At 66.8% G+C, this 26,387-nt stretch carries 30 protein-coding genes and 2 tRNA genes; 22 read left to right on the forward strand and 10 right to left on the reverse strand.

Translation table 11 applies throughout. The annotated features are described in order from the left end of the window. Positions 1-237 precede the first annotated feature (237 nt). The gene (locus AC5P5R_RS18390) at positions 238-723 is read right to left on the reverse strand and encodes an Mpo1 family 2-hydroxy fatty acid dioxygenase (RefSeq protein ID WP_005411329.1); all 486 of its coding nucleotides are present in this window, start codon (positions 721-723) and stop codon (positions 238-240) included. A 142-nt stretch (positions 724-865) separates the two neighbouring features. Beyond that, positions 866-1,792, reverse strand: a complete 927-nt coding sequence (locus tag AC5P5R_RS18395) for a phosphoribosylaminoimidazolesuccinocarboxamide synthase (RefSeq protein ID WP_495226426.1) — start codon at positions 1,790-1,792, stop codon at positions 866-868. 144 nt (positions 1,793-1,936) lie between these two features. Between AC5P5R_RS18395 and AC5P5R_RS18400 the strand changes: the two genes are divergently transcribed. From AC5P5R_RS18400 to AC5P5R_RS18445, 10 genes are all read left to right on the forward strand, one after another. Then, complete coding sequence (locus AC5P5R_RS18400) at positions 1,937-2,266, forward strand: J domain-containing protein (protein WP_005411327.1); 330 nt, start codon at positions 1,937-1,939, stop codon at positions 2,264-2,266. A gap of 29 nt (positions 2,267-2,295) precedes the next feature. Beyond that, on the forward strand, positions 2,296-2,970 hold the full coding sequence (gene rpe, locus AC5P5R_RS18405; protein ID WP_005411326.1) for a ribulose-phosphate 3-epimerase: 675 nt from the start codon (positions 2,296-2,298) through the stop codon (positions 2,968-2,970). 59 nt (positions 2,971-3,029) lie between these two features. Further along, complete coding sequence (locus AC5P5R_RS18410) at positions 3,030-3,512, forward strand: GNAT family N-acetyltransferase (protein ID WP_012481443.1); 483 nt, start codon at positions 3,030-3,032, stop codon at positions 3,510-3,512. Positions 3,513-3,836: 324 nt separating this feature from the next. Beyond that, a complete protein-coding gene (gene yegS / locus AC5P5R_RS18415) occupies positions 3,837-4,766 on the forward strand; it encodes a lipid kinase YegS (protein ID WP_012481442.1) in 930 nt (309 codons plus the stop codon). A 300-nt stretch (positions 4,767-5,066) separates the two neighbouring features. Further along, on the forward strand, positions 5,067-6,542 hold the full coding sequence (gene trpE, locus AC5P5R_RS18420; protein WP_049418006.1) for an anthranilate synthase component I: 1,476 nt from the start codon (positions 5,067-5,069) through the stop codon (positions 6,540-6,542). A 66-nt stretch (positions 6,543-6,608) separates the two neighbouring features. Then, a complete protein-coding gene (locus tag AC5P5R_RS18425) occupies positions 6,609-7,388 on the forward strand; it encodes an SIMPL domain-containing protein (protein ID WP_099524630.1) in 780 nt (259 codons plus the stop codon). Positions 7,389-7,390: 2 nt separating this feature from the next. Further along, a complete protein-coding gene (locus AC5P5R_RS18430; RefSeq protein WP_099524627.1) occupies positions 7,391-7,978 on the forward strand; it encodes an anthranilate synthase component II in 588 nt (195 codons plus the stop codon). Between the two features lie 16 nt (positions 7,979-7,994). Then, positions 7,995-9,026, forward strand: coding sequence for an anthranilate phosphoribosyltransferase (trpD, locus tag AC5P5R_RS18435; protein ID WP_005414696.1), 1,032 nt, complete (start codon positions 7,995-7,997; stop codon positions 9,024-9,026). A gap of 75 nt (positions 9,027-9,101) precedes the next feature. Then, positions 9,102-9,896 carry an indole-3-glycerol phosphate synthase TrpC gene (gene trpC, locus AC5P5R_RS18440; RefSeq protein ID WP_005414695.1) on the forward strand — a complete coding sequence of 265 codons (795 nt, stop codon included), beginning with the start codon at positions 9,102-9,104 and terminating at the stop codon, positions 9,894-9,896. Then, the gene (locus tag AC5P5R_RS18445; protein WP_005411318.1) at positions 9,893-10,609 is read left to right on the forward strand and encodes a haloacid dehalogenase-like hydrolase; all 717 of its coding nucleotides are present in this window, start codon (positions 9,893-9,895) and stop codon (positions 10,607-10,609) included. Before trpC ends, AC5P5R_RS18445 begins: the two co-directional genes overlap by 4 nt. A 116-nt stretch (positions 10,610-10,725) precedes the next feature. Here the strand turns inward: AC5P5R_RS18445 and AC5P5R_RS18450 are convergent, their stop codons facing one another. Beyond that, positions 10,726-11,487 carry a sulfite exporter TauE/SafE family protein gene (locus AC5P5R_RS18450; RefSeq protein WP_005411317.1) on the reverse strand — a complete coding sequence of 254 codons (762 nt, stop codon included), beginning with the start codon at positions 11,485-11,487 and terminating at the stop codon, positions 10,726-10,728. A 62-nt stretch (positions 11,488-11,549) separates the two neighbouring features. Further along, positions 11,550-12,239 carry a cAMP-activated global transcriptional regulator CRP gene (gene crp / locus AC5P5R_RS18455; RefSeq protein WP_012481435.1) on the reverse strand — a complete coding sequence of 230 codons (690 nt, stop codon included), beginning with the start codon at positions 12,237-12,239 and terminating at the stop codon, positions 11,550-11,552. Positions 12,240-12,388: 149 nt separating this feature from the next. On the opposite strand from crp, the gene speD reads away from it, so the two are divergent. Together speD and AC5P5R_RS18465 are read left to right on the forward strand one after the other, a co-directional pair. After that, positions 12,389-13,183: an adenosylmethionine decarboxylase gene (speD, locus tag AC5P5R_RS18460; RefSeq protein ID WP_005411315.1), complete on the forward strand. Its 795-nt coding sequence runs from the start codon at positions 12,389-12,391 to the stop codon at positions 13,181-13,183. 171 nt (positions 13,184-13,354) lie between these two features. Continuing rightward, positions 13,355-13,675, forward strand: a complete 321-nt coding sequence (locus AC5P5R_RS18465; RefSeq protein ID WP_005411314.1) for a DMT family transporter — start codon at positions 13,355-13,357, stop codon at positions 13,673-13,675. Positions 13,676-13,761: 86 nt separating this feature from the next. Here AC5P5R_RS18465 and coq7 read toward each other — a convergent pair whose 3' ends face one another. Next, positions 13,762-14,406: a 2-polyprenyl-3-methyl-6-methoxy-1,4-benzoquinone monooxygenase gene (gene coq7, locus AC5P5R_RS18470; RefSeq protein ID WP_043034287.1), complete on the reverse strand. Its 645-nt coding sequence runs from the start codon at positions 14,404-14,406 to the stop codon at positions 13,762-13,764. A 198-nt stretch (positions 14,407-14,604) separates the two neighbouring features. Between coq7 and rplM the strand changes: the two genes are divergently transcribed. Together rplM and rpsI are read left to right on the forward strand one after the other, a co-directional pair. Next, the gene (gene rplM / locus AC5P5R_RS18475) at positions 14,605-15,033 is read left to right on the forward strand and encodes a 50S ribosomal protein L13 (protein WP_005414692.1); all 429 of its coding nucleotides are present in this window, start codon (positions 14,605-14,607) and stop codon (positions 15,031-15,033) included. A 2-nt stretch (positions 15,034-15,035) separates the two neighbouring features. Further along, positions 15,036-15,428 carry a 30S ribosomal protein S9 gene (gene rpsI, locus AC5P5R_RS18480; RefSeq protein WP_005411311.1) on the forward strand — a complete coding sequence of 131 codons (393 nt, stop codon included), beginning with the start codon at positions 15,036-15,038 and terminating at the stop codon, positions 15,426-15,428. Positions 15,429-15,751: 323 nt separating this feature from the next. Here rpsI and AC5P5R_RS18485 read toward each other — a convergent pair. Together AC5P5R_RS18485 and AC5P5R_RS18490 are read right to left on the reverse strand one after the other, a co-directional pair. After that, positions 15,752-15,826 (reverse strand) — tRNA-Gln (locus tag AC5P5R_RS18485). Between the two features lie 55 nt (positions 15,827-15,881). Continuing rightward, positions 15,882-15,958, reverse strand: a tRNA-Met gene (locus tag AC5P5R_RS18490). A gap of 121 nt (positions 15,959-16,079) precedes the next feature. Here AC5P5R_RS18490 and AC5P5R_RS18495 point away from each other — a divergent pair. From AC5P5R_RS18495 to bfr, 3 genes are all read left to right on the forward strand, one after another. Then, positions 16,080-16,700, forward strand: a complete 621-nt coding sequence (locus AC5P5R_RS18495; RefSeq protein WP_005411310.1) for an RNA pyrophosphohydrolase — start codon at positions 16,080-16,082, stop codon at positions 16,698-16,700. A gap of 108 nt (positions 16,701-16,808) precedes the next feature. Then, the gene (locus AC5P5R_RS18500; RefSeq protein ID WP_005411309.1) at positions 16,809-17,018 is read left to right on the forward strand and encodes a (2Fe-2S)-binding protein; all 210 of its coding nucleotides are present in this window, start codon (positions 16,809-16,811) and stop codon (positions 17,016-17,018) included. 142 nt (positions 17,019-17,160) lie between these two features. Continuing rightward, positions 17,161-17,631, forward strand: coding sequence for a bacterioferritin (gene bfr / locus AC5P5R_RS18505; protein ID WP_005414691.1), 471 nt, complete (start codon positions 17,161-17,163; stop codon positions 17,629-17,631). A gap of 1 nt (position 17,632) precedes the next feature. Here the strand turns inward: bfr and AC5P5R_RS18510 are convergent, their stop codons facing one another. Genes AC5P5R_RS18510 through AC5P5R_RS18520 form a run of 3 tightly spaced genes read right to left on the reverse strand, consistent with a single transcriptional unit; the run spans position 17,633 to position 22,417 of the window. Further along, a complete protein-coding gene (locus AC5P5R_RS18510; RefSeq protein ID WP_100438963.1) occupies positions 17,633-19,867 on the reverse strand; it encodes an ATP-binding protein in 2,235 nt (744 codons plus the stop codon). A 1-nt stretch (position 19,868) separates the two neighbouring features. Then, positions 19,869-21,755: an EAL domain-containing protein gene (locus AC5P5R_RS18515; RefSeq protein WP_005411306.1), complete on the reverse strand. Its 1,887-nt coding sequence runs from the start codon at positions 21,753-21,755 to the stop codon at positions 19,869-19,871. A 44-nt stretch (positions 21,756-21,799) separates the two neighbouring features. Continuing rightward, positions 21,800-22,417, reverse strand: coding sequence for a DUF4126 domain-containing protein (locus AC5P5R_RS18520; protein ID WP_005411305.1), 618 nt, complete (start codon positions 22,415-22,417; stop codon positions 21,800-21,802). A gap of 179 nt (positions 22,418-22,596) precedes the next feature. Between AC5P5R_RS18520 and AC5P5R_RS18525 the strand changes: the two genes are divergently transcribed. The 5 genes from AC5P5R_RS18525 (at position 22,597) to ampE (ending at position 26,282) form a co-directional block, all read left to right on the forward strand. Further along, positions 22,597-23,340 carry a DUF6776 family protein gene (locus AC5P5R_RS18525; RefSeq protein WP_005411304.1) on the forward strand — a complete coding sequence of 248 codons (744 nt, stop codon included), beginning with the start codon at positions 22,597-22,599 and terminating at the stop codon, positions 23,338-23,340. A gap of 4 nt (positions 23,341-23,344) precedes the next feature. Beyond that, a complete protein-coding gene (locus AC5P5R_RS18530; RefSeq protein ID WP_024958552.1) occupies positions 23,345-23,809 on the forward strand; it encodes a bactofilin family protein in 465 nt (154 codons plus the stop codon). Positions 23,810-23,840: 31 nt separating this feature from the next. After that, entirely contained in the window at positions 23,841-24,233 is a 393-nt protein-coding gene (gene erpA / locus AC5P5R_RS18535) for an iron-sulfur cluster insertion protein ErpA (RefSeq protein ID WP_005411302.1), read from the forward strand. Positions 24,234-24,354: 121 nt separating this feature from the next. Then, the gene (gene nudC, locus AC5P5R_RS18540) at positions 24,355-25,260 is read left to right on the forward strand and encodes an NAD(+) diphosphatase (protein WP_005414687.1); all 906 of its coding nucleotides are present in this window, start codon (positions 24,355-24,357) and stop codon (positions 25,258-25,260) included. A 134-nt stretch (positions 25,261-25,394) separates the two neighbouring features. Then, positions 25,395-26,282, forward strand: a complete 888-nt coding sequence (gene ampE / locus AC5P5R_RS18545; protein ID WP_049403568.1) for a regulatory signaling modulator protein AmpE — start codon at positions 25,395-25,397, stop codon at positions 26,280-26,282. The last annotated feature ends 105 nt before the right edge of the window (positions 26,283-26,387 follow it).

Genomic DNA, 26,387 nt, shown 5'->3' on the forward strand with positions numbered 1-26,387 from the left:
CGCTGATTCATATTTTCTGCGACGCAACATCGCGTTCCTGCAGTCCCTCCCCGGTTGCCCTCGGGGGACGCCCTACGCCCACGCAGGGAGACCGCAGGCCCTGTCGCACAGGGGCTGCCGTCGACGGGCGGGAAGTGGGGAGCGGATCACCGGCGCAGGCTGGCAGGGCCGTCGTGGAGTGCGGGTGATGGAATCTGCCCGTTCAGGAAACGAGGGGCGCCGTCGACCCTGGGCAGGTCAGTAGCGCCAGTCGAGCTTGCGGTAGAACTTGGCCATCACCCAGGCCGGGCCGATCAGCAGGTAGGTCAGGTCGGTCAGGAAGCTGGGCTTGCGGCCCTCGAACTTGTGGCCGATGAACTGCGCGATCCAGGCCACCACGAACACGCCCACCGCCAGCCAGAACAGGTTGTGCAGGCCGATTTCGGCCTCCAGCAGGCGGCACAGGCAGCCGAACACGAAGAACTGGATGAGCATGCCGATGCCCAGCGGGCGCGACAGTTTGTTGTAGAAGCACCAGGCGCTGAACATCGCGAACGCCGACCAGATGCCGTACTGGAACCAGGTGATCAGCGGCGGCAGGCACCAGAGCAGGGCCACCACCGACCACAGGATCGCCGGGACCGCCACCACGTGGATGCGCTGGTTGATCACATTGCGGTGGTCGTCGGAGTAGCTGGCGAAATAGCGGTCGATCGGCCGCGCAAGCTCGGTGGATGTCTGCATGCTGCGTTGCTTCCTCGGACAACGGTAGTGCCGGCCGCTGGCCGGCACTCCAGAGCATAGCCGAGTTCATGAGGTTGCCGGCCAGCGGCCGGCACTACCCTTCAGAGCGCCCCCCGCCTTTCCGGCCGGGGGCGCAGGCGCATCAGTCGACGCTGATCCCGGCCAGGCGCTGCAGTGCCCCGGCATACTTGGCGCGGGTGCGCTCGATGATCTCGACCGGGATGGTCGGGCCCGGGGCGGTCTTGCCCCAGTCCAGCGTCTCCAGGTAATCGCGCACGAACTGCTTGTCGTAGCTCGGCGGGCTGGTGCCCACTTCGTACTCGTCGGCCGGCCAGTAACGCGAGGAATCCGGCGTCAGCATCTCGTCCATGATGTACAGGCGGCCATCGGCGTCGGTACCGAACTCGAACTTGGTATCGGCCAGGATGATGCCGCGCTCGCGGGCGTAATCGGCCGCGAACTTGTAGATGCGCAGGGTGGCGTCGCGCACGCGCTCGGCCAGTTCCGCACCGACCTGCTTCACCATCGCATCGAAATCGATGTTCTCGTCATGGTCGCCGACAGCGGCCTTGGTCGACGGGGTGAAGATCGGCTCGGGCAGCTGCTCGGCCTGGCGCAGGCCGTCGGGCAGGTCGATGCCGCTGACCTTGCCGGTGCGCTGGTAATCCTTCCAGCCGCTGCCGATCAGGTAGCCGCGGGCGATCGCTTCCACCGGCACCGGCTTCAGCTTGCGGGTGACCACCGCGCGCTTGGCATACAGGGCCGGGTCCACGCCTTCGGGCAGCACGCTGGCCACGTCGATGCCGGTCAGGTGGTTGGGCATCAGGTGCGCGGTCTTGGCGAACCAGAAGTTGGAGACCTGGCAGAGCATCTCGCCCTTGCCGGGGATCGGGTCGGGCAGGACCACGTCGAACGCCGACAGGCGATCGGTGGCCACCATCAGCAGGTACTCGCCCGGCGGGGTTCCGGCTGGCAGCCGCTCGCGCGGGATATCGAACACATCACGCACCTTGCCGCGATGGCGCAAGGGCAGGCCGGGGAGATCGGATTGCAACAGCGTGGTTGGCACGGGCACTCCTGGGGCGTTGTCGATACGGCTGCTGCCCAACGGACCCGGCGGGCCCGCTGACCAGCGGGCGGCCTAGTGTAAAGCCGTCCGGGCCCGCTGTGACGTAAAATGAGCGTCCATTTCGTCGGTCGACCCCGGAGCGCCATGCGCTGGTACGGAAAACTGCTCGGATTCATCGCCGGCGCCCTGCTGTTCCGGCCCAATCCGCTGTTCGGGGCGGTGGTCGGCCTGCTGATCGGCCATGCCTTTGATTCGGACTGGTTCCGCCTGAACAAGGAGAACCCGTACCGGGAGCTGGGGCTGACCTCCGAGGCCACCGATGCCGAGGTCGAGCGCGCCTACCGCAAGCTGATCTCGCAGTACCACCCCGACAAGCTTGGCGGCGCCGCCCCCGAGCTGCAGCAGCAGGCCGAGCAGAAGTCGCGGCGCATCAACGCCGCCTACGACCGCATCAAGACCCTGCGCAAGCGCTGACCCCTTTCCCCTCGTTGCAAGGCCCGGCCATGTCCCACTGCCTCATCGCCCCCTCCATCCTGTCCGCCAACTTCGCCCGCCTCGGCGAGGAAGTCGACAACGTCCTCGCCGCTGGCGCGGACTGGGTCCACTTCGACGTGATGGACAACCACTACGTGCCGAACCTGACCATCGGCCCGATGGTCTGCCAGGCGCTGCGCAAGCACGGCGTGACCGCGCCGATCGACGTGCACCTGATGGTCGAGCCGGTGGACCGCATCATCCCGGACTTCGCCGAGGCCGGTGCCACCTACATCAGCTTCCACCCGGAGGCGAGCCGCCACGTGCACCGCACCATCCAGCTGATCCGTTCGCTGGGCTGCAAGCCGGGCATCGTGCTCAATCCGGCCACGCCGGTGGACATCCTCGACTGGGTGCTGGAGGACCTGGACCTGGTGCTGCTGATGTCGGTCAACCCGGGCTTTGGTGGTCAGGCCTTCATCCCCTCGGCGCTGGACAAGCTGAAGGTGGTGCGCAAGATGATCGATGCCAGCGGCAAGGACATCCGCCTGGAGATCGACGGCGGCGTGAAGGCCGACAACATCGGCGAGATCGCGGCTGCCGGTGCCGACACCTTTGTCGCCGGCTCGGCCATCTTCAACGCCAAGACCAGCTACCAGGACGTGATCGCGCAGATGCGCGCGAACGTCGCTGCGGCACGCTGACAAAAAGGGGACGGAGGGGATTAATCTCGTTTAATTCCCTCCGTCCCCTTTATCTGCGCATGGCACTGTTGAACATCCGTCCGGCCACCGTGGCCGATGCTGGCCTGATCCTGCATTTCATCCGCGAACTGGCCATCTACGAGAAGGCCGAGCATTCGGTACAGACCGATGAGATCGGCATCGCCGAGAGCCTGTTCGGCGCCGATGCCACGGCGCGCGCGTTGATCTGCGAAGCCGACGGCGAGGCCATCGGCTATGCGGTGTACTTCTACAACTACTCCACCTGGCTGGGCCGCAAGGGCATCTACCTGGAAGACCTCTACGTCAGCCAGGAAAAGCGCGGCGTGGGCGCCGGCAAGGCACTGCTGAAGTACATCGCACGCCAGGCCGTGGCCGAGGGATGCGGTCGCTTCGAATGGTCGGTGCTGGACTGGAACACCCCGGCCATCGAGTTCTACACCGCTGCCGGTGCGAAGCCGCAGGACGAGTGGACCGTGTACCGGCTGCAGGGCCAGGCGCTGCACGATTTCGCCAACGGTTGAAGCGAAGTGCATCCACGCATGGCGTGGATCTACCAACCGGGTGGGTGCAAACCGCAACCCGGGGGGAGCGAACCGCAACCTGGGGGGAGCGAACCGCAACCTGGTGGGTGCGAACCTTGGTTCGCACTCCCTGCACACCCCAAAAAAAAGCCACGCCAATCACTGGCGTGGCCTCGCTGCATGCGTGGGAGGCTGATCCTGCCTCCATCCGTCGTCCCTGCTATGGACTCCCATTCTCCGGTAGCTGAATGACATCTGCGTGACATTCACCGCAGGCAAACAGCGCATTGCTAGCCTGTGCCACCGCATCCCTGGAAGCTCTGCATGACCACCCCGCGCTGGCGCCTGATCCTCAACGGCAAATCCGCCGGCAATGATGAGTTGCGCGACGCCGTCGGCCATTGGCGCGGACAGGGCGTGCAGCTGGAAGTGCGGGTGACCTGGGAGGACGGTGACGCCGAGCGCTATGTCGCCGAGGCGATCGATCATGGCGTGGATGTGATCGTGGCCGCCGGTGGCGATGGCACGCTCAGTGCAGTGGCCGAGACACTGGCGCATCGTGAGGAGCTGGCAGATGCGCTGCCCTCGCTGGCGCTGATCCCGATGGGGACCGCCAACGATTTCGCGACTGCGGCCGGCATACCGACCGAACCGAAGGAGGCCTTCGCCTTGATCGGGCAGGCGACGCCGCATGCCATTGACCTGTTGCGCGTGGACGCCGATGGCACCCAATGGTGGTGCGCCAATCTCGCCAGCGGTGGCTTCGGCACGCAGGTGACGGTGGAGACTGATGCGGGCTTGAAGAAGATGCTGGGCGGGCTGGCCTATGTGATCACCGGCATCGCCAAGCTCGGCCGCATCGAGCCGATCACCGCACGGTTGTCCGGTCCGGACTTCGCGTGGGAAGGCGACTTCATTGCGCTCGGCATCGGCAATGGTCGCCAGGCCGGTGGTGGCCAGCAGTTGTGCCCGCAGGCACTGATCGATGATGGGTTGCTGGATGTGACGGTGCTTCCGGAGCTGGAAGGGGAGGTCACCGCCACCCTCGGCCAGATGCTGAAGTCCGGCACCCAGGCTGCGCTGGAACAGCTGGCCACGCGTGCGCGGCTGCCGTGGCTGGAGATCGCATCCGAGCGCCCGCTGACCCTCAATCTGGATGGCGAGCCGGTACAGGCCCGCCAGTTCCGCATCGAGTGCGTGCCGGGCAGGGTGCGGATGCATCTTCCGGCTGGCTGCCCGTTGCTGGGTGGGTAGGGAGGTAGAGTCGACTGTTAGTCGACTGCTCTTCGTTCCGACGGCGTAAAACCCCGCGCTACGCGCGCAAGTCGACCAACAGTCGACTCTACCGGTCCGCGTCGTCGGTTCCCGTGGCTGGCCCCGCCCGTCCCGTGGTTCAGTTTTCCAGGGTTCCCCTGCCGTCCAAGCTGCGATACAGTCAAGGGGTGTCCAGCCTGACGACCCCGCATACCCTTTCTTCCGCACGCCGTTGGTGGCGATGGTGGCCCGTTGCCGTCGTCCGCCCCCATAACGCTGTGTCCCGGAAGGAAAGTCGTCTTGAACTCGCACGCTCAGTTTCAGCAGCAGGCCGCTGAAGGCCACACCCATATTCCCGTCGTCCGCGAAGTGCTGTCCGACCTGGACACGCCGCTTTCGGTCTATCTGAAGCTCGCGGACGGCCCCAATACCTACCTGTTTGAGTCCGTCGAAGGCGGCGAGCGCTTTGGTCGTTACTCGATCATCGGCCTGCCGGCGCGCCGCGTGTACGCCTTCCACGGCCACACGCTGACCGTGCGCGAAGACGGCCAGGTGGTGGACACCCGCGAGGTGGCCGACCCGTTCGCCGAAGTCGAGGCGCTGCGCAGCGCCCACTCGGTGCCGAAGCTGGAAGGCCTGCCGGGCTTCACCGGTGGCCTGGTCGGCTGGTTCGGCTTCGAGTGCATCGGCTACATCGAACCACGCCTGGCCCCGCCGGCCGGCCGCGATGAGCTGGGCACGCCGGACATCCTGCTGCTGGACTCCAACGAGCTGGCCGTGTTCGACAACCTCAAGGGCCGCCTGTACCTGATCGTGCACGCCGACCCCCGGGTCGAGGGCGCCTTCGAGCAGGCCCAGGCGCGCCTGGATGCGCTGACTGCCAAGCTGCGTGCACCGGGCGCCGGTTATCCCGCACCGCTCAACAGCGATGTGCTGGACGAATCCGATTTCGTTTCCGGGTTCACCCGCGAAGGGTTCGTCGATGCGGTCCAGCGCAGCAAGGAATACATCCGCGCCGGTGACATCTTCCAGGTGGTGCTGAGCCAGCGCCTGAGCGTGCCGTTCAAGGCGCGGCCGGTGGATGTGTACCGCGCGCTGCGTGCACTGAATCCGTCGCCGTACATGTATTTCCTGGATGTCGGCGACCTGCAGGTGGTCGGCTCCTCGCCGGAAATCCTGGTGCGCCTGCAGGATGGCGAAGTCACCGTGCGCCCGATCGCCGGTACCCGCCCGCGTGGCGCCACGCCCGAGCAGGACCTGGCGCTGGAAGCCGAGCTGCTGGCCGACCCGAAGGAACGCGCCGAGCACCTGATGCTGATCGACCTCGGCCGCAACGATGCCGGTCGTGTGTCCAGGGCGGGCACCGTGGAAGTGGGCGAGCAGTTCGTGATCGAGCGCTACAGCCACGTCATGCACATCGTCAGCGAAGTGACCGGGCAGCTGCAGCCGGGCCTGAGCTACGCCGACGTGCTGCGTGCCACCTTCCCGGCAGGCACCGTCAGCGGCGCGCCGAAGATCCGCGCGCTGGAAGTGATCCGCGAGCTGGAACCGATCAAGCGCAATGTCTACGCAGGCAGCATCGGCTACATCGGCTGGCACGGCGATGCCGATACCGCGATCGCGATCCGCACCGCGGTGATCAAGGACGGCCGCCTGTACGTGCAGGCCGGCGCCGGCATCGTCTACGACTCGGACCCGGACAAGGAATGGGACGAGACGATGAACAAGGGCCGCGCGCTGTTCCGCGCCGTTGCCCAGGCTGCCAAGGGCCTGTAAGCCTGCCTCGCCACGGCGCCGCGCCGTGGTCGTTCCGCTGTTCCCGTTGAAGACAAGGAGTACCGCATGAAGCTGCTGAGCGCATTGCTGTGGTCGTCACTGCTGGCCACGATGGCCCCGTCTGCGTGGGCGCAGGCCAATACCATTCCCTCGCAGCCGCACCTGCTGGTGAAGGGCGAGGCGCGTCGCGTGGTGATGCCGGACCGGTTCGGCCTGCAGTTGAACATCGAAGAGACCGACATGGACGCCGACGCCGCGCGCCGCCGCGTGCAGGACAACGTTGCCCGCGTGCTGGCACTGTTCAAGCAGCACAAGGCGGTGGAAGGCAGCGTGCGCGCGGACAACCTGCGGATTGGTCCTGCCACGCGCTATGAGCAGAACCGGCAGGTTTTCATCGGCACCCGCGTGTCACGCCAACTGCGCGCCAGCTTCGCCAGCGTCCAGCAGATGCAGGACGTGCTGGGGGCGCTGAAGGCCAACGAGAACCTGCAGGTCAGCAGCGTGGCCCCGACCTACTCGGGCGAAGTGGCGCTGCGCCGCGAACTCAAGGGCGAGGCGGCGGCCCAGACCCGCGAGTCTGCGCAGGGCCTGGCCAAGGCCTACGGCACCCAGCTGCGCGGGCTGTACAGCATCTCCGATGTGGCGCCGAACTTCGCCTATGGCGTGCAGGCGGGCAATTGGCCCAGCAGTGGGGATCTGGTGACGCCGCCCTCGCCGCCCGCGCCCGAGGCACCGATGAACAGCATCGAGACCACGGGCTCGCGCCTGCGCGAGTCGGTGGAAGCCGGCCCCATCACCTACACCGAAAACGTGTACGCCATTTTCCTGATAAGCGACGGAACCTGACCATGTTGTGGATGATCGACAACTACGACAGCTTCACCTACAACCTCGTGCAGTACCTGCAGACACTGGGCGCCGAGGTGAATGTGGTGCGCAACGATGCGATGAGCGTGGACGAGATCGCCGCGCAGAAGCCGGAGCGCATCGTCATCTCGCCCGGCCCGTGCACGCCCAACGAAGCGGGCGTGTCGCTGGAACTGATCGAGCGCCTGGGCCCGACCACGCCGATCCTCGGCGTGTGCCTGGGCCACCAGGGCATCGGCCAGGTCTACGGCGGCACGGTCATCCGTGCCGGCAACATCATGCACGGCAAGACCTCGCCGATCCGCCATGAAGGCAAGGGCGTGTTCGCTGGCCTGCCGGACCGCTACCAGGCCACCCGCTACCACTCGCTGGTGGTGGACAAGAACAGTCTGCCGGACTGCCTGGAAGTGACTGCCTGGACCGAGAACGACGACGGCTCGATCGAAGAGATCATGGGTCTGCGCCACCGCCAGTTCCCGGTGGAAGGCGTGCAGTTCCACCCCGAGTCCATCCTCACCGAACACGGCCACGCCCTGCTGCGCAATTTCCTGCAGCGCCCGGCGGCCTGATCCAAGGAGCATTCCCATGAGCTTCTCCCCCCAGGAAGCCCTGCATCGCACCATCGAACACCGCGAAATCTTCTTCGACGAAATGGTCGACCTGATGCGGCAGATCATGCGCGGCGATGTCTCGCCGATGATGACCGCCGCCATCCTCACCGGGCTGCGCGTGAAGAAGGAGACCGTGGACGAAATCGCCGCGGCGGCCACCGTGATGCGTGAATTCGCCCGGCCAGTGCCGGTGGCCGATACCTCCAACCTGGTTGACATCGTTGGCACCGGTGGCGATGGCTCGCACACCTTCAACATCTCCACCTGCTCGATGTTCGTCGCTGCTGCTGCAGGCGCGCGCGTGGCCAAGCATGGCAACCGCAGCGTGTCGTCCAAGTCCGGCAGTGCCGATGCGCTGGAAGCGCTGGGCGCGGTGATCGAGCTGCAGCCTGATCAGGTGGCCGCGGCCATCGACCGGACCGGCATCGGCTTCATGTTCGCGCCGATCCATCACCCGTCGATGAAGGTCGTCGCGCCGGTACGCCGCGAGATGGGCGTGCGCACCATCTTCAACATCCTCGGCCCGCTGACCAACCCGGCCAGTGCGCCGTCGGTACTGATGGGCGTGTTCCATCCCGATCTGGTCGGCATCCAGGCGCGCGTGCTGCGCGAACTGGGTACCGAGCGCGCGATGGTGGTCTGGGGCCGTGACAACATGGACGAGATCTCGCTGGGCGCCGGCACCCTGGTCGGCGAACTGCGCGACGGCAAGGTGCGCGAGTACGAGATCCACCCGGAGGACTTCGGCATCGCCATGTCGGCCAGCCGCAACCTGCGCGTGGACGGCCCGGAACAGTCCATCCAGATGCTGCGCGCCGTGCTCGACAACGAGCCGGGCCCGGCGCTGGACATCGTCGCGCTGAATGCCGGTGCCGCCCTGTACGTGGCCGGTGTGGCCAGCGACATCGGCGATGGCCTGGCCCGCGCCCGTGCCGCCATCGCCAACGGCAGCGCCCGCCAGCGCCTGCAGCAGTATGTGGAGACCACCCGCGCGCTGGTTGCCTGAGCGCGCGGTTCAGCCTGACCCTCTCGATGGCCGATAATGGCCGTCCTCACCGCCCCCCGCACCGACCCGAAGACGATGAGCGACATCCTGCAGACGATCCTGGCCCGCAAGGCCGAAGAAGTGGCCCAGCGCCGCGCCCAGCGCCCGCTCGAGGAGCTGCAGGCCGCCGTGGCCAGCGCCCCGCCGGTGCGTGGCTTCGTGCGCGCGCTGCAGGCGGCGGTGGCCAATGGCGACCCGGCGGTGATCGCCGAGGTGAAGAAGGCCAGCCCCTCCAAGGGCGTGATCCGCCCGGATTTCCGCCCGGCCGACATCGCCGTCAGCTACGAGTTCGGTGGCGCCAGCTGCCTGTCGGTGCTGACCGACGTGGACTTCTTCCAGGGCGCCGACGCCTATCTGCAGCAGGCCCGCGAAGCCTGCACGCTGCCGGTGCTGCGCAAGGATTTCGTCATCGACGCCTACCAGGTGTACGAGGCGCGCGTGCTGGGCGCCGACTGCATCCTGCTGATCGTCGCCGCGCTGGACGATACCCAGCTGGCCACGTTGTCCGAGCTGGCGCTGTCGCTGGGCATGGACGTGCTGGTGGAAGTGCATGACATCGACGAACTGGAGCGCGCGCTGCAGGTGCCGGCGCCGATGATCGGCATCAACAACCGCAACCTGCGCACCTTCGAGGTGTCGCTGCAGACCACGCTGGACATGCAGCAGGCGGTGCCGCGTGACCGCCTGCTGGTCACCGAGAGTGGCATCCTCGGCCCGCAGGACGTCGCGCTGATGCGCGATGCCGGCATCCATGCATTCCTGGTCGGCGAGGCCTTCATGCGCGTGGAAGAGCCGGGCGAGGGCCTGCGTCAGCTATTCTTCGCGGCATGACAACGCACTATCCGACGCCGCGCGACGATGCGCCGCTGGTGGTCTTCGATTTCGACCACACCCTCTACGACGGCGATTCGGGCACCCATCTGTTCGCCTCGCTGATCAAGCGCAACCCGCTGCGCATGCTGGCCGCGCTGCTGGTCACGCCGATCGCCGGGCCGTTGGTGGCGATGCTGCCGACCCGCCGGACGGGTATTTCGGTCTACGTGTGGATCGGCAGCTTCGGCCTGCACCGTGCGCGCGATTTCAACAAGGTGATCGATGCCTACGTGCTGCGCAACGAGGCGCAGATGCGCGCCAAGCTGCTGCCGCAGGCGCTGGAGGTGTTCGCCGCGCACCGCGCCAAGGGCGACCGTGTAGTGGTCGCCACCGGCGCGCCGCCGGAACTGGCCCGCGCCATCCTGGCGTTCGTTGCCCACCAGGACGTGCCGGTGATCGGCACCGAGGTCGGCCCGCGACTGGGCGGCGTCGGCCCGACCCGCCACTGCCACAACGAAGAAAAGATGCGCATGCTGCGCGAGCGCGGCTACGGCAATATCGACATCGCCTACTCCGACAGCACCGCCGACCTGCCGTTGCTGCTGGCCGCCAAGGCGCCGGTGGTGGTGAACCCGAAGCGATCCAGGGTGGACTTCTTCCGCCGCGTGCTGCCGGCCGGCACCCGCATCCTCAACTGGGGCTGCGTGGACCGCGGCGGCGACAAGGCGTAGCCCGGGGCCGGATCCCGTCCGGGGCCTGACCCCATCGCACGATGACGGATCTGCCGGCCAGCGGCCGGCACTACCCTCCTCCGTCCCGGTAGTGCCGGCCGCTGGCCGGCAAACGCTCAATGCCCCAGGTACCCGTACACCGCATGGCCGATCTGGAACAGGCTGATCCCCAGCACCAGCACGCCAACGGCCACCAGCACCCAGCGCTCCTTCACCCGCTTGACCAGGATCGCCGCCACCGGCGCGGCCATCATGCCGCCGATCAGCAGGCCGGCGACGATCTGCAGGTGCTGCACGCCCATCGACAACAGGAAGGTCGCTGACACGGTCAACGTGACCACGAACTCCGCCGCGTTGACCGTACCGATGGTGGTGCGCGCCTGGCCGCCACGGGCGAGCAGGGTGGACGTGGCGATCGGTCCCCAGCCGCCACCGCCGCTGGCGTCGAGCAGGCCCGCGAAGAAGCCCAGCACCGGTACCCGGCGGATCTCGCCCTTGGGCATCCAGCGCCCCGCGGCGCGCGCCAGGATGATGATCGCCAGCACCAGCAGGTACAGGTAGATGAGGGGGCGGATGATGTCGCCGGGGATCTGGGTGAGCACGTACGCGCCCAGGGCGCCGCCCACCGCACCGGGCAGGGCCAGCCGCAGGAACAGGCGTTTATCGACATTCCCGGCGGCGAGGTGCGACACGCCCGAGGCGCCGGTGGTGAACACTTCAGCGGTGTGGATGCTGGCGCTGACCTGCGCCGGTGGCAGGCCCATGCTCAGCATCACCGACGAGGACACCAGGCCGAAGGCCATGCCCAGTGCGCCGTCAACCAGCTGCGCGCCAAGGCCGATGAGGATGAACCACCAGAATTCGCTGCTCAGTTCCATGCACCGAGCCTAGCGCGCGAAGGAGTGCGGACCAAGGTCCGCACCCACCGGGTGCTCAACGGTCAACGGGTGCCGTACAGCACCACGGTCTTGCCGCGGGCATGCAGCAGGCCGTCGGTCTGCAGCTTCTTCAGCACGCGGCCGGCCATTTCGCGCGAGCAGCCGACCAGGCGCGCCAGTTCCTGGCGTGACACGCGCAGCTGGCTGCCCTGCGGATGGCTCATCGCTTCTGGTTCCTGCGCCAGATCGTGCAGTGTGCGCACGATCCGATCGGTAACATCCAGGAATGCCAGGCGACTGGCCTTGCGGCTGGTATCGAGCAGGCGCTTGGAGATCTGCTGGCCCAGCGCATACAGCAGGCGCGGGGCGTCGGCCGACAGCGGGCCGAGGAACAGCTGGTGCAGGCGCTCGTAGCTGATTTCGGCCAGTTCGCAGGCGGTACGGGTCCGCAGGATCACCTCGCGGCGGTCCGATTCGACGAACAGGCCCATTTCGCCAACGAACTCGCCGGCACCGAAGTAGCCCAGCACAAGCTCTCGATCGTCATCTTCCTCGGCCATGATTGAAACCGAGCCGCTGACAACGTAATACAGGGTTCCCGCCGGGTCACCGGGTCGGAAGACGTCGGTACGGGTGGGATATCGCCGCCGGTGGCTGTGCGCCAGGAAACGATCGATGGTGGCGATATCCAAGGCCAGTGGACTGCTAGCTAGGCGCACGGTTGACACGATAGGGGCGCTCCCTCTGCGCATGAACGGATTCACGGGGTCGATAGCGGAGCTTAACCAGCGCAATTGTTAAGGGCAAACAGTGTGCCAGAACTCTTGCGTCTTCACGTTCCCCCCGGGGGCAGTTTGCCCCATAATTCCCCCTTTCCCTTCTTACACAGGAATCGACCGCCGTGGTCAAGCCGTTGCCTCGCCTGAGGCTGCAGGGTTTCAACAACCTCACCAAGGCGCTGAGCTTCAACATCTATGACGTGTGTTACGCGCGCACCGAAGAGGAGCGTCAGCGTTACATTGAATACATCGATGAAGAGTACAACGCCGACAGGCTGACTCAAATCTTGACCGATGTCGCCGAGATCATCGGCGCCAACATCCTGAACGTGGCCCGCCAGGACTACGACCCGCAGGGTGCCTCGGTGACCATCCTGATCTCCGAAGAGCCGGTGATCGACAAGAAGCTGGCCGGCAAGGAGCTGATCTCCGACGCCGTGGTCGCGCACATGGACAAGAGCCACATCACTGTCCACACCTACCCGGAAACCCATCCGCAGGAAGGTATCGCGACGTTCCGCGCGGACATCGACGTGGCCACCTGTGGCGTCATTTCCCCGCTGAAGGCGCTGAACTACCTGATCGAGAGCCTTGAGTCGGACATCGTGATCATGGACTACCGCGTCCGTGGCTTCACCCGCGATGTGAAGGGCAAGAAGCACTTCATCGACCACAAGATCAACTCGATCCAGAACTTCCTGGCCAAGAACATCAAGTCGCGTTACGAGATGTTCGACGTCAACGTCTACCAGGAAAACATCTTCCACACGAAGATGCACCTGAAGGACTTCGACCTGGACCAGTACCTGTTCGAGGAAAAGGCCAAGAACCTGTCGTTCAAGGAACGCATGAAGATCGAAGCGCTGCTCAAGCGCGAGATCGAAGAGCTGTTCCACGGCCGCAACCTGTCCGAGTAAGCACCATGTGCGATGCCCGCAGGCATCGCCACCCAGGCGGGACGACCCGCCCCGTGGAACCAGTGCCCCCGCACGCGTTACAGTTCCACGGTGATGTACCGACCCACGGCCCGGTGTGAAAACACCGGGCCGTTTCGTTTTTTTTTCAAAAAAGGTAAGGAGCCCCCACCCATGCCCTGGATCTACCTGCTGCTGGCCGGCCTGTTCGAGATCGGTTTCGCCCTCGGAATGAAGTACTCCGAAGGCTTCAGCAAACCCCTGCCCACCGCTGCCACGGTGGTATCCGCGCTGATCAGCCTGTACCTGATGAGCCAGGCGATGAAGAGCATCCCGGTCGGCACGGCCTACGCGATCTGGACCGGTATCGGTGCCATGGGCGTGGCGGTGCTGGGCATCTACCTGTTCAACGACAGCGCATCGCCGGCCCGCCTGGCCTGCGTGGGCCTGATCGTGGCTGGTGTGATCGGCCTGAAGCTGGTCTCGCCGAACTGATTGATGGCCCGACCAACGGTCGGGCCCCACCGTCGCCCCCCCCCCGCATCTCCTGGTAGGCCCGCACCGTTGGTGCGGGCGACCCTTCAAATGCGGTAGGCGATGGTCTTCATCACCCTGGAGGCCAGTGCCATCACGCCCGGGATCGGGAACGGCAGGCGGCGAGCGCCGGCCTGCTCGGCGTGGTCCGCATGGCGGGCCTCGTCGTCCTTCATCACCGCGATGACCGCGCGGCTGCGCAGGTCGCCGGCCGGCAGGTCGACCAGGTGCTCGTCCAGGTGGGCCTCCACCTGGCGCTCGGTCTCGACCACGAAGCCCAGGTTCCAGCCGTCGCCGCGCAGCCCGGCCAGGGTGCCGATGGTGTAGCTGCCGGCGTACCAGAGCGGGTTGAACAGGCTCGGACGGCTGTCCAGTTCGGCCAGCCGGGTGGCGCACCAGGCCAGGTGGTCGGTTTCTTCCTGCGCCGCTTCCAGCAGGTGTTCCCGCGTGGCCGGGTCGCGCGCCACGGCGGCCTGGCCGAAGTACAGGCCCTGCGCGCAGACCTCGCCGACGTGGTTGATCCGCATCAGGCCTGCGGCATGGCGCCGCTCGGCGCTGTCCATGCCGGGCTCGCCGGTGTCCGTGGCGGGGTAGGGGCGGGCCGCCGGCGGATTGCCGAACACTGTGTCCAGGGCGCGCTGCGCCTCGGTCAGCAGGTGGTCCAGCGGAGTGGTCTGGCGGAGCACGGTCATGGCAGTACGCGGTGGGGCGGAAGACCCCCCGATTCTCGCCCGGCCCCGCGCCCCTGCCAACCCGGCCCAGGGGACGGGTTGCGCCCCCGCGGCAGGATGAGTACAATCCCGCCTCTTACGCTTCACCTTTTCACAACGCGTGGCAGAGTTCCGGCGAGCCTTTCGCCGCAATGAGCCCGACCTAACCTAGAGTTCTTCATGAGCACTTTCACTGCCAAGAACGAGACCGTCCAGCGCGACTGGTACCTCGTCGACGCCGAGGGCAAGACCCTGGGCCGTCTCGCCACCGAGCTGGCCCGCCGTCTGCGTGGCAAGCACAAGCCGGTCTACACCCCGCACGTTGATACCGGCGACTACCTGGTCGTCATCAATGCAGAAAAGATTGCCGTCACCGGCAAGAAGCTGCAGGACAAGATGTATCACCGTTTCACCGGTTACATCGGCAACCTGAAGACCGAATCCCTGGCACAGGCGCTGGAGCGCCACCCGGAGCGCGTGATCGAGATCGCCGTGAAGGGCATGCTGCCGAAGGGCCCGCTGGGTCGCCAGATGTACCGCAAGCTCAAGGTCTACGCTGGCACTGAGCATCCGCACGCCGCACAGCAGCCGCAGGTTCTGGATATCTAATCATGGCTATCACTCAAAACTACGGCACTGGCCGCCGCAAGTCCTCCACCGCTCGCGTGTTCCTGCGCAAGGGTTCGGGCAACATCACCGTCAATGGCCGTCCGCTGGACGAGTTCTTCGGTCGTGAGACCGCGCGCATGATCGTGCGCCAGCCGCTCGAGCTGACCAAGAACACCGAAAGCTTCGACATCCTGGTCACCGCCGCTGGCGGCGGCACCACCGGCCAGGCCGGTGCGATCCGTCTGGGCATCGCCCGTGCTCTGGTCGAGTATGACGAAACCCTGAAGTCCGAGCTGCGCAAGGCTGGCTTCATGACCCGTGACGCCCGTGAAGTCGAGCGTAAGAAGGTCGGTCTGCACAAGGCCCGTCGCGCCACCCAGTTCTCCAAGCGCTGATTTACCGCGCCTGGTTGGGCTCCTTCGGGAGCCCGCTGGATGGAAAAGCAAAAGCCCGGCTTCGGCCGGGCTTTTGTCGTTCCGGGGTCATGGATTTCCTGGTTGCCGGCCAGCGGCCGGCACTACCCGTGGTTTCGCGTGCCGGGAGGGTGGGGTCAGGGCCTTTCCCTGCGGAAAAGGATCCGACCCCCGGGGTTCTCTCTGGGGAAGAGTCCCCTTGTTGTTCAAGGGGGTGTGCCGACAGGCGCGGGGACAAGGTGGAATGCGCGACCAGATTAAAAGCAAAAGGCCAGATCTTTCGATCTGGCCTTTTGTTTTTAATTTGGCTGCCCCGGATGGATTCGAACCACCGAATGCCTGAGTCAGAGTCAGGTGCCTTACCGCTTGGCGACGGGGCAAAACGTGCAACTATTTTCTCACTTTTCACGCTGAAAAACAACTTGATTTTCAGTGTGGTGGCTATGGGTGGACTCGAACCACCGACCCCAGCATTATGAGTGCTGTGCTCTAACCGGCTGAGCTACATAGCCTTGGTGAGCCCGCTATTCTGCGGATGTGTACCGCCCCTGTCAACACTTTTGTGTCGTGCTTGTGGGCCGACAGAGGGCATGGGATAGTCCCGGCCAGTAGATTTTCTTAGGAGTCCGCATCGTGATCGATCCGGACGGCTATCGACCGAACGTCGGCATCGTGCTGATGCGGCAGGACGGCCAGGTGTTCTGGGCACGACGCGTGCGCCGGGACGGCTGGCAGTTCCCGCAGGGTGGCATGAACACCGACGAGACGCCTGTCGAGGCCATGTATCGTGAACTGCAGGAAGAGACCGGCCTGCTGCCCGAGCATGTGGAAGTGCTCGGGGCGACGCCCGGCTGGCTGCGCTACAAGCTGCCGGCGCGGGCCATCCGCCGCAATGAGCGGCAGGTCTGCATCGGCCAGAAGCAGGTCTGGTTCCTGCTGCGCCTGACCGGCGACGAATCCCACGTGAAGCTGGACCACACCGACTCGCCCGAGTTCGACCACTGGCGCTGGGTGGACTTCTGGTACCCGGTGGAGCATGTGGTGATGTTCAAGCGTGGCGTCTATGCGCGTGCGTTGCGACATCTGGCGCCGCTGGCCCGCGGGGTGGCCGGGCAGGGGGTTACCGCCATGCCCAAGAGCGCCGCCGAAGCCTGGATGCCTGGCCATACCGCCGGGCATGACCGCCCACGCAAGCGCCCTCGGACCCGCGGCTACTGGCCGAAGAAGGCCACGGGCGATGGCCCGGCCAGCTGACGGGCTGAACGGTATCGAGAATGGTTCAGGTCTCTGATTGACAACCATTCTCGTTTCCATTGGAATAGCCAACAGGCCGCTTCTGGCCTGCCAGCCCGGTTCACGCCTGTGTACGTCTGCATCTGCAACGGAGTCACCGACCACCAGATCCGCGAAGCCGCCAGCCATGGCGTCAGTACGGTGGCCGAACTGACCATGCGTACCGGCTGTGGCGCTACCTGCGGTTCCTGCCTGGACATGGCCGGCGATCTGCTGGCCAAGGCGCGTGCCACCCACGATCTGCCGCTGCCGGTATTGGGTCTGGCCCAGGTCGCCTGATCGTCTCTTGGCGGCGCGTTGACGGCGCGCTTTCGCATTCTTCACGTGCGGCCGCACAGGCCAATGCGCACGATTCGCGTTCCTTCACGGCTGCAGGCAAGGCGTTAAAGTGCCTGCGTTTTCAGCGTGCAGGAGCATCCCCATGAAGGGCGACACCAAGGTCATCGAATTCCTCAACAAGGTCCTCTACAACGAGCTGACCGCGATCAACCAGTACTTCCTGCATGCCAAGATGCTGAAGAACTGGGGCATCAAGGAACTGGCCGAACACGAGTACAAGGAATCGATCGACGAGATGAAGCATGCCGACATGCTCGCCGACCGCATCCTGTTCCTCGAAGGCCTGCCGAACTTCCAGGCGCTGGGCAAGCTGCGCATTGGTGAGAACCCGACCGAGATCCTGCAGTGCGACCTGTCGCTGGAACGCGATGGCGTGGTCACCCTGCGCGAGGCCGTGGCGTATGCCGATTCGGTCGGCGACTACGTCAGCCGCCAGCTGTTCGTGAAGATCCTCGATTCGGAAGAAGAGCACATCGACTGGCTGGAAACCCAGCTCGACCTGATCGAGCGCATCGGTGAACCGAAGTACCTGCTGAGCAAGCTGGAAGAGTGAGTCAGCCGGCCTGGCCGGCGCGATGCTGTGCCAGGTAGCCCGTCAGTGCCACGCGCGCTCGGGCGAATTCCGCAACCAGCAGCGCCACCGCTACTGCGGGGCGCTGCAGGCTGCCGCTGCGGGCTTCGTGCTCGATGCGCTGCGCGACTGACGACAGCGACAGTGCGCCCACGTTCGCGCTGGATGACTTGAGGCTGTGCGCGACGGCCTGCAGGCGAGGCTCGTCGCCGTTCTGCGCGGCCTGCTGCAGCTGCTGCACCATTGCCGGCGCATCCTCCAGGAACACCGAGACGATCTGGATGGCGCTCTCCCCGATCACTGCATGCAGTTCGTCCAGCACCTCGCGGTCCAGCACCGGCTGCGGCTTGGAGCCGACTCGGCTGTCATCGTCCTGTAGAGCCGAGCCATGCCCGGCTGATGGAGCGCGACGGCTATCGGCCGTCAGCCGGGCATGGCTCGGCTCTATCGAAGGCCGTGCAGGTGATGCGGTTTTGCCGCCGCCCCAGCGCTGCAGCAGCGCATGCAGGGTGGCGCGTGCAATCGGCTTGGACAGATAGTCGTCCATGCCGGCCTGCAGGCAGCGCTCGCGGTCACCGGCCATGGCATTGGCGGTCATCGCGATGATCGGCAGGCGCGGGCGCCCGTTTTCCACTTCCTCGGCGCGCCAGCGGCGGGTGGCGGCATAGCCGTCCAGCACCGGCATCTGGCAATCCATCAGCACCACATCCACGTCGCCTTCGCGCAGGGCAAGCAACGCCTGCTCGCCATCGGCGGCGTTGCGCACTTCGCACTGGAACACGCGCAGCAGCTGCTCGGCCACCATGCGGTTGACCGTGTTGTCCTCCACCAGCAGCACGCGCAGGTGCAGTGGCGGCAGCGTGGGCGTGGGCTGGCCCTGTCCGGCGTTGGCAAGCAGCGCGGCAGGGCGCGCATGCGCAACCGGTGCAGCCAGCAATGCATGCAGCCCAGCGTCGTCGAAATGCGAGGGTAGCTGCCGCTGGCGTGGGCGTGGCGGAAGGGCATCGTCCTGCAGCCACAGCACCTGCAGCCCGTCGTCTTCGCCACGTTCGGCCAACGCCTGTTGCAGCGTCGCTTCACCGATGCGGCGCGCACGTGCATCGACCAGCAGCCACGCCGGTGCCGGTTGCCCCGGCCTCGGCACCGCGCGCAGGCGCTCGACCACGGCATCGAACTGCGCCAGGGCGTGCACCAGCAGTCCATGATGGGCCGCGATGCGCTCGATGCGTGCCTGCAGGATGGCATCGCTACTGAACAGCAGCAGCGCGTCTGGCGTGCGCGCCATGGCGGGCAGGTCGCCGGGCACCTTCAACAACGGGATCTCGAACCAGAACGTGGCGCCCTGGCCGGGCGTGGACTGCACGCCGATGCGTCCGTGCATCAGGTCGATGATGCGCTTGCAGATCGCCAGGCCCAGGCCGGTGCCACCGTAGATGCGGGTCGTTGAGGCATCGGCCTGGCTGAAGGACTGGAACAGGCGCGCCTGCAGTGCCTCGTCGATGCCGATGCCGGTGTCGATGATCTCGAAGCGCAGCTGGTGCTGTGCGGGACCTTCGCCCAGGCGCTGCACGCGCAGCTGTACCTGGCCGCGCGCGGTGAACTTGATCGCGTTGGCCAGCAGGTTGCTCAACACCTGGCGCAGGCGTACCGGGTCGCCACGCACCGGCAGGCGCACCGACGGGTCCAGCTGCAGCCCCAGCGACAGGCCCTTGGCGTCGGCGGCGCGCTGCATCAGCTGCACCACGCCATCGAGCAGGTCGCGCAGGTTGAAGCTGGTGATCTCCAGTTCCAGCGCCTGCGCTTCCAGTCGCGAGTAGTCGAGGATGTCGTCGACGATGCGCAGCAGCTGCTGCGAGCTGGCCGAGGCGGTGGCCAGCATCTGCCGCTGGTCCTCGCCCAGCGGGCCGCGTGCGATCAGCTCCAGCATCGGCAGGATGCCGTTGAGCGGCGTACGGATCTCGTGGCTCATCGTGGCCAGGAACTCACCCTTGGCCAGCACCGCCGCCTCGGCGGCCTGCTTGGCCTGCAGCAGCTGCTGTTCCAGCTGCCCCTGTCGTTCGGTGGTGCGGCGCAGCTGGTCACGTTCGGCGGCCAGCAGGCTGCGCTCGCGTTGCAGCTGGGCCAGTGCCCGGTTGCGCGCGCGCAGCCGCAGGCCCAACAGCAGCGCGGTGATGGAGGCCGCAGCAAGGGCAACCAGCAGCGCGACCCACATCGGCACGTCAGAGCACCGCGTTGTGGAAGTCGAAGTTCAGATCGCTGCCGGCCGACTGCACCATGTTGCCCTGGATGTAGTCGACACCGCCCACCCACATCGCGGCGGCGGCCTGCGGATCTTCGATCTGCTGGCCGATGATCTGCTGCCCGGCGGCGTGCGCCCGCTCGATTGCCCGGCGCAGCTCTTCGCGCGTGGCCGGATTGGAATGACTGCTGGAGAAGCGCGCGGCCATGCGCACGAACGACAACGGCAGCTGGGTCAGCAGCGCATCGGCTTCGCCCCCGGGTTCGAACTGGCTCAGGCAGAAGCGCACGCCGGCGCCGGCCATGCGCTGGCAGAACTGCTGTAGCGGCACGGTATGGATCAGCGCGTCGGGCAGGCGGACGTCGATCACCAGCGCGCTGCCGGGCAGGTCGCGCTGCTGCAGCGATTCCAGCAGCCAATCCGCGAACGCATCGCGTTGCAGGGTGCGCAGCGACTGCGAAACGAACAGGTTCAGTGGTTGCGTCGCGTGCCGGTAAAGGTCGAGAAGGCCCAGTGCATGGTCCATCACCTGCTGGTCGAGATCGGCGATGCGCCCGGCAGCCTCTGCGGCCGGAATCACCTGGCCTGCCGCCAGCAGCGTACCGTCGGCCTGGCGAAGGCGCAGCAGCAGCTGGTACTGCGCGGTGTTGCCGCCGGCGACGGCGACGATCGGCTGGTAGGCCAGCTCAAGCTGGCCTTCCAGCAGTGCCAGGTGTTCCTGCTCGCTGGTCACGTCGCGGTGCACGTGGCCGGCCACGCCGGCGCTGAGCAGCCGTGCCTGCAGGGTGGTGCGCTCGACTGCCTCCAGCGCGCTGTTGGCATCGTCGAAGCCCGGCGACAGCGGTGCATAGCCGACCACGCCCCGCAGATGCACCGATTCGTCATCGCGGATCACGAAGGCCCGCGCCGACAACTGCTCGCGCAGCGCAGCGGCAATGCCTTCCAGGCTGTCCTCGCTGACATTGCGCGCAAGCAGCAGGAAGCTGTTGTCGTTCAGGCGCGCCAGCAGGTGCGGGTGGCCGGCTTCTGCCAGGCGTTGCCCGGCCTGCACCATCAGGCGCTCGAAGGCGGCATAGCCATAGCGCTCGCGCAGGCCCAGTGCGCTGGATATCTCGACGAACAGCACGCCGCCCTGGTCGCGGTGGGCGAGCGCGGCGTTGAGCTGCTGCAGCACGTGATGCCGCGTCGGCAGCCCGGTTTCCGGATTGCTGGTGGCCGGGGTGCCGGATACGCCGGGCAGGGTTGCGGCCTGCGCCCGCGCGCGGCGGATGCGGTTGGCCACGGCGGCGATCAGGTGGCGCGGTCGGATCGGCTTGCTCAGGTAGTCGTCGGCGCCACTGTCGAGCACCTCGAACTGGCGTTCCGGGTCCGGGTCGCCGCTGAGGAACACGATGGGCAGCAGCTGCAGGCCGGGCTGCTGGCGGATCAGCGCGGTCAGGCGCATGCCGTCCAGACCGGGCAGGTGCAGGTCCATCAGGATCAGGTCGGGGCGATGTTCCTTGATCGCCTGCAGCGCACCGTCGGCATCGCTGTGCACGATCGCCTGCATGCCGGCGCCATGCAGCACGCTCTGTGCGAACAGTGCCTGGGCGCGATCATCCTCGACGATCAGCACGCGGTAGGGCGAATCGGAGTGCAGCGGTGCCGGGTCATTGCCGCCGGCCTCGGCCAGCAGGGATGGGCCGGGCAGCGGCGGCGGTGCGCTGCCGATCGATGCGGGTGCGTCGGAGGCGGCCAGCGGCGGAACCGCTGCCGGCGCTGCGGCGACGGCGCTCGCCGGTTCAGCGGTCCAGCGTTGCCAATGATCGGCCGGAGGGGTTTCAGCGCGTCCCGGGCGGGCGCCCGCGGGGGATTCGTTTGCGGCCATCGGTGCTCCTGGTGTTCGCGTCCATTATGCGACAAGCCCGGCGATCAACCGGTGCCGGGCTGGCGTGGACTGTCTGGCGACGCACTGCGTGCCAGCCAGCGCACGCCCTTCCACAAGGTGCGCCAGACCAGCCACACCAGCAGCGCGCCCGCCAGGCTGCAGGCCAGCACCACGATCAGCGCGATCCACGGGTGTGCCAGGGCCAGGGCCAGGCCACCGACCACCACGGTGTCCTCGGCGGCGGAGGCCACCCAGTTGCTGGCAGGCTCGGGCGAGGTATTGAGCAGGGCGCGGGTGCCTGCCTTCAGGCCGTGGCTGGCCAGCGCGACACCTGCACCGGCAGCAAGTGCGCCGGTGCCCAGCTGCCCATCCGGCGACAGCGTGGCCGCGGCAAGGAAGGCACCTGCGGGCACACGTGCCAGGGTCTGCACCAGATCCCACGCCGAGTCGACGCCGGGAATCTTGTCGGCGAAGAATTCGGTCACCGCCAACGCCGCCGAGGTGCCCAGCACCCACCACGATTCAGTGGCCTGCAGGGCCGGTGGCAGGTCGACCCAGCCGAGCAGGCCGGCCAGGCCGACACCGAACACGGTGAGGTAGACGCGGATGCCGGCCAGCCAGGCCAGCAGGATGCCGATCACGAACAGGTGGGCTTCGGTCATGGCGATGCTCCGGCGACGGAACTGTGCAGGGGACCACACTATCGACGATGGCATGCCTGAACGCCACAGACCGTGGCTCGCCACTGCGCAGGAAACCCACCCGTCCTGTCATACACTAGCCCGTCGTTTGCCACAGGGGCCGTACCGGTGTCGCCCTCGCGATGCCCCGGAATCCACCCATGACCAACCGTCCTCCCATGCGCGTGCAGGTCCGCCTGCCCGGCGCGCCGCAACCGCCGGCCGACCGCCGCCGCCTGCTGGTGATCGGCGGCATCTGGCTGCTCAGCCTGGTGCTGGCGGTGCTCGGCGGCTGCTGGATGGCCACCCCGCGCGATGCGCAGGGCCAGCGCCTGCAGGCCGCCGAGAAGCGTGCCGAGACGCTGCAGGCGCAGCTGACCGAACTGCGCCAGAAGCAGGCCACGCTGGAAGCCTCCGACCGCATCAGCCGCGCCGCCAACACCGAGGTGCAGTCCTCGCTGGCCGAGCGCGATGAGGAAATCGCCGGCCTGCGTGCCGACGTTGCCTTCTATGAGCGCCTGGTGGGTTCGACCAGCCAGCGCAAGGGCCTGAACACCCATTCGATCGAGTTCAGCCCGGAAGCGGCCGGCACCTGGCAGTACACCGCGGTGCTGACCCAGAACCTCAACCGCGGCGCCATCAGCCAGGGGCAGATGCGCTTCACCGTGGAAGGCGTCAAGAACGGCAAGCTGGCCACGATCAGCTGGGATGATCTGCACCAGCGCAGCAAGGTACCGGGACAGGATTACTCGTTCCGGTACTTCCAGCAGCTCACCGGCAGCGTGATGCTGCCGGCTGACTTCACCCCGCAACGCGTGCGGGTGACATTGGGGAGTGGTACGGGGGGTACCACCCAGGTATTCGACTGGAAACAGGCCGGTGCGCCGGCCAGCAAAGGGGAGTAGGCAGATGTTCGGAAGCAGCAAATCCAACCGTGAAGGCCAGCTGGTGGTGGATGCCCTGATCGGCAACCAGGTGGTGATCCGCGGTGATGTGGAATTCAGTGGTGGCCTGTACGTGGAAGGCCGCATCCATGGCAAGGTGATCGCCGCCGAAGGCGCCAGTGGCGCGACCCTGACGGTCGCCGAGCATGGCGTGATCGAGGGCGAGATCCGTGCCCAGGTGGTGGTCATCAGTGGCCGCCTGGACGGCGACGTGCACGCCAGCGAGAAAGTCGAACTGACCCCGAGCGCGCGGGTCAACGGCAACGTCCATTACCAGGTGGTGGAGATGAATGCGGGCGCCCAGCTGAACGGTCGCCTGATCCATGCCAGCGCCCCGATGGCCGCCCTGCCGGCCCCGGAAGCTGATGAGGCCAATGGCGGCAAGGGTGACACCGCCGCGCGCCGCAAGCTGGCCGAGGCGATGGCTTGAAAGCCATCGTCGGCACCCCCATGCTGACACCATGAGCACGCTAGTCTCCCTGCCCGGCGCCACCCCGGCCGCCGCGCCCGATTACCAGTCGCTGGAGCGCCCGCTGAACTTCACCGAGTCGGCGGCCGCCAAGGTCAAATCCCTGATCCAGGAAGAGGGCAACCCCGACCTGGCCCTGCGCGTGTACATCGAAGGTGGTGGCTGTTCGGGTTTCCAGTACGGGTTCGAGTTCGACGAGAACCGTGCCGAGGACGATCTGGCGGTACAGACCAGCGGGGTGACCCTACTGGTCGACCCGTTGAGCCTGCAGTACCTGATGGGCGCCGAGGTGGACTACACCGAGAGCCTGACCGGTGCACAGTTCGTGATCCGCAACCCGAACGCAAAGACCACCTGCGGCTGCGGCAGCAGTTTCAGCATGTAGGCGGGGCGCGGGGCCTGCGTCCCGCGCGACAAGGTGTGTGGAGCACAAGCTCCACACCCACAGACGGCTTCGGCAAAGCCCGCGGCTTGCCACCCGCATCGATTGGCGGCACGCTTGCAGGATGCCCAATACTCCTTCGCCGCTTTCCGGTTTCGCCTTCGTGGGCGAACCGCTGGAGCGCGCCGATGCCCTGCGCGAAGATGCCGATGCACTGGCGCGCCTGTGGCCGGGCGCGCACATTCTGGTGCTCGATCAGGACGGCAGCGCCTTCACCGGCGATGACGACCAGCCGCTGGCGCTGACCGGCGCCGACATCGGCGGCGGTCCCGGCTCCGCGATCTTCCTCGGCCTGCGCGGGGAACAAGCGTGGTTCTCGGTTGAAGCCGCCAGCGTCACCGTCACCGCACCACGTCGCCTCGACCTGCGCCAGGCCGCGCTGCTGTGGTCGGTGGCTGATGCGACCGCTTTCAGCTACGCACGTGGCATGTCCTACTGGCACTCGCGCACCCGTTTCTGCGGGGTATGCGGTGGTGCCGTGGCGTTCGCCCGTGGCGGCTTCGTGGGGCGTTGCGCGCAGTGTTCCACCGAGCACTATCCGCGTGTCGACCCCGCTGTGATCGTGGCGGTTGAAAACCAGGGCCGCCTGCTGCTCGGCCGCCAGTCGAACTGGGCGCCACGTCGCTACTCGGTGCTGGCCGGCTTCGTCGAACCGGGCGAGACCTTCGAGCAGACCGTGGTACGCGAAGTCCACGAAGAGAGCAAAGTGCGGGTGACCGCTTGCCAGTATCTGGGCTCGCAGCCGTGGCCGTTCCCGGGCGCACTGATGGTCGGCTTCCGGGCGCAGGCGCAGGATGACCTGCCGACCGTGGACGGCGAGCTGGAAGACGCGCGCTGGTTCAGTGCCGACGAGGTCGGCGCGGCGCTGGCGCGCGATGTGGAGGACGATGGCCAGGGCATCCGCCTGTCGCCGCCGATCTCGATTTCGCGCGGCCTGATCGAGCACTGGTACCGGCAGCAGAAGGGCTGAGGCGGGCCGGCTGGGGTGATTGCATTGCCGCCACCTGAACACGGCACGGGTTACAGTCCGGTTCACCGCTGAGGGCGCCGCTGCGACAGGTAAGGTAGCGGCGCCGAGCGTTCTGTTTCGTAGGGAGACCTGCCATGTTCACCACTCTGGCCGCCGTGCTGGTGGCACTGGCCCTGGGCCATGTTGCTCCGGCCGCTGCTGCCTCGCTGCGCCGTTTCGACGGTTTCCGGCGTTGGCTGGGCTGGCTGGATGCGCGTGGTGGCAAGGCTTGGCAGGGACCGGCCGGCGTTGCCTTGGCCCTGCTGCCGCCGCTGTTGCTGATGGCGCTGCTGGCGTGGCTGTTGCGCGGGGTGCTGTTCGGCCTGCCGTCGCTGCTGCTGGGCGTGGCGGTGCTGGCCTGGTGCTGGGGCCCGCGTGACCTGGACCGCGATATCGAGGCCATCATCGATGCCGATGATGCGGCGACGCGGCAGGCTGCAGTGCGCAACCTGCAGTCGGCCGGCGGCAGCCTGCGCGAGGACATTCCGTCGCTGGTCGAGGCGACGGTGCTCAACGCACTGCGGCGCTGGTTCGCGGTGCTGTTCTGGTTCCTGTTGCTGGGCCCGGCTGGCGCGCTCGGTTACCGGTTGCTGGCGCTGATGGCGGAAAGCCCGATGCGCGCACGCGTGCCGGTCGAGCCGCTGGCGCTGGCGCAGCGCCTGCTGGGCTGGATCGAGTGGCCGGTGGCGCAGCTGATGGCATTCTCGATGGCGCTGGTGGGCAATTTCGATACGGCGTGGAAGGCCTGGCGCCAGGCCCATGGCGAGCGCCTGGCCGGCAACATCGGGTTCCTTGGCGCGGTGGCGCGGGCCAGCGTCAACGCCGAGCTGCGCGAGGATGCGCACGACTACACCGAGGCGGGGCTGTTGCCGGTGTGGCAGCGGTTGCCGGACCTGCGTGATGCGATGAGCCTGGTGTGGCGGATGCTGCTGCTGTGGCTGGCGATCCTCGCCCTGCTGGTGATTGCAGGCTGGGTGACGTAGGTGTTTTGGCAGGGCTTGCAGCCCTGCACCTGCAGAGGCAACAGAGCAACAGCAACAGCTGGATTGCTGCGGGTTGGCGGGGTGGGTCGGATGGCGGGGGACGCC

The sequence above is a fragment of the Stenotrophomonas sp. YJH_SMC_19 genome (assembly GCF_059367915.1).

Coding starts and splice junctions, on each gene's coding strand:
- AC5P5R_RS18390 (WP_005411329.1), bottom strand. CDS start 723: ATGCAGACATCCACCGAGCTTGCGCGGCCGATCGACCGCTATTTCGCC.
- AC5P5R_RS18400 (WP_005411327.1), top strand. CDS start 1,937: ATGCGCTGGTACGGAAAACTGCTCGGATTCATCGCCGGCGCCCTGCTG.
- rpe (WP_005411326.1), top strand. CDS start 2,296: ATGTCCCACTGCCTCATCGCCCCCTCCATCCTGTCCGCCAACTTCGCC.
- AC5P5R_RS18410 (WP_012481443.1), top strand. CDS start 3,030: ATGGCACTGTTGAACATCCGTCCGGCCACCGTGGCCGATGCTGGCCTG.
- yegS (WP_012481442.1), top strand. CDS start 3,837: ATGACCACCCCGCGCTGGCGCCTGATCCTCAACGGCAAATCCGCCGGC.
- AC5P5R_RS18425 (WP_099524630.1), top strand. CDS start 6,609: ATGAAGCTGCTGAGCGCATTGCTGTGGTCGTCACTGCTGGCCACGATG.
- AC5P5R_RS18430 (WP_099524627.1), top strand. CDS start 7,391: ATGTTGTGGATGATCGACAACTACGACAGCTTCACCTACAACCTCGTG.
- trpD (WP_005414696.1), top strand. CDS start 7,995: ATGAGCTTCTCCCCCCAGGAAGCCCTGCATCGCACCATCGAACACCGC.
- trpC (WP_005414695.1), top strand. CDS start 9,102: ATGAGCGACATCCTGCAGACGATCCTGGCCCGCAAGGCCGAAGAAGTG.
- AC5P5R_RS18445 (WP_005411318.1), top strand. CDS start 9,893: ATGACAACGCACTATCCGACGCCGCGCGACGATGCGCCGCTGGTGGTC.
- AC5P5R_RS18450 (WP_005411317.1), bottom strand. CDS start 11,487: ATGGAACTGAGCAGCGAATTCTGGTGGTTCATCCTCATCGGCCTTGGC.
- crp (WP_012481435.1), bottom strand. CDS start 12,239: ATGCGCAGAGGGAGCGCCCCTATCGTGTCAACCGTGCGCCTAGCTAGC.
- AC5P5R_RS18465 (WP_005411314.1), top strand. CDS start 13,355: ATGCCCTGGATCTACCTGCTGCTGGCCGGCCTGTTCGAGATCGGTTTC.
- coq7 (WP_043034287.1), bottom strand. CDS start 14,406: ATGACCGTGCTCCGCCAGACCACTCCGCTGGACCACCTGCTGACCGAG.
- rplM (WP_005414692.1), top strand. CDS start 14,605: ATGAGCACTTTCACTGCCAAGAACGAGACCGTCCAGCGCGACTGGTAC.
- rpsI (WP_005411311.1), top strand. CDS start 15,036: ATGGCTATCACTCAAAACTACGGCACTGGCCGCCGCAAGTCCTCCACC.
- bfr (WP_005414691.1), top strand. CDS start 17,161: ATGAAGGGCGACACCAAGGTCATCGAATTCCTCAACAAGGTCCTCTAC.
- AC5P5R_RS18515 (WP_005411306.1), bottom strand. CDS start 21,755: ATGGCCGCAAACGAATCCCCCGCGGGCGCCCGCCCGGGACGCGCTGAA.
- AC5P5R_RS18520 (WP_005411305.1), bottom strand. CDS start 22,417: ATGACCGAAGCCCACCTGTTCGTGATCGGCATCCTGCTGGCCTGGCTG.
- AC5P5R_RS18525 (WP_005411304.1), top strand. CDS start 22,597: ATGACCAACCGTCCTCCCATGCGCGTGCAGGTCCGCCTGCCCGGCGCG.
- AC5P5R_RS18530 (WP_024958552.1), top strand. CDS start 23,345: ATGTTCGGAAGCAGCAAATCCAACCGTGAAGGCCAGCTGGTGGTGGAT.
- erpA (WP_005411302.1), top strand. CDS start 23,841: ATGAGCACGCTAGTCTCCCTGCCCGGCGCCACCCCGGCCGCCGCGCCC.
- nudC (WP_005414687.1), top strand. CDS start 24,355: ATGCCCAATACTCCTTCGCCGCTTTCCGGTTTCGCCTTCGTGGGCGAA.
- ampE (WP_049403568.1), top strand. CDS start 25,395: ATGTTCACCACTCTGGCCGCCGTGCTGGTGGCACTGGCCCTGGGCCAT.